The sequence below is a fragment of the Holdemania filiformis DSM 12042 genome (assembly GCF_000157995.1).
Lineage (GTDB): Bacteria > Bacillota_I > Bacilli_A > Erysipelotrichales > Erysipelotrichaceae > Holdemania > Holdemania filiformis.
Window position 1 is genome coordinate 1 of record NZ_GG657575.1, and the last position, 852, is coordinate 852.

At 50.1% G+C, this 852-nt stretch carries 1 protein-coding gene; it reads left to right on the top strand.

The genetic code is table 11. From position 1 onward, the window contains the following. Window positions 1-75: 75 nt before the first annotated feature. Window positions 76-852 (top strand): Rpn family recombination-promoting nuclease/putative transposase (locus HOLDEFILI_RS18035; RefSeq protein WP_039865594.1); only part of this gene is annotated, 777 nt, incomplete at its 3' end.

Sequence of the window (852 nt, forward strand, 5' to 3'; positions counted from 1 at the left end):
AAAATGATGAAAAATGAAGAAATAGCGGGGCTTTTCGCAAAAAAGCGCAATAGGTATAAGGGAGGGATAAAATCTATGACTTTAATAAAAGCGAAAAAGCAACGTTCCAAACCTCAGGCTCCAACCAACTACAAGCTGCGCTGTACGAATGACTTTGTGTTCAAATCCCTGATGACTTATGATCCGGAGATTGGAAAACGGCTGGTGAAGGATCTGACCGAAAGTATCCGGGATTATGTCGTGGACAAGGTCGATCTGACTTCTACGGAGCTGTTGACCGAAGGCTTCCAGGCCAAGGATATCCGTCTGGATATCTGCGCCCGCTTAACGCCGGATCGGCTGATCGATTTCGAGATGCAGTGCGGCTCCAACAAGATGGAGATTCCCAACCGCAGCGCTTATTACGCCGCAACGCTTGTCAACCGGCCGGACAACAAAGGCCTGGCGTATACCGCGCTGACGCCGGTGGATCAGTTGTTTCTGCTGGACTTCGACTTTCCGGCGAAGGCAGATCAGCCGGAGAAAGCGATTCATGTCTATCAGTTAGCGGAGATCCTGGATCATGACATCTTGACAAATCTGATCTCGGTGGTTATCATAGAGATGAAGAAGATAATTCAGATGAATCATAGTTATGAAGAACTGAGCCGGGCGGAAAAGTGGTGCTGGTTTCTCGAACGGTATGACGAGGAACACAGTGATTCGGTGGCAGCCCGGTTAGTGGAAGAGGATGAAATCTTTAAGGAGGCGGACAGCGTAATGAAGCGAATGAGCAGTGATCCGGCGATGCGGGATGCGGCGTTTGAGCATAACCGGCGGATGATGGACATGGCGCAGCTGCGCTATGAGGGC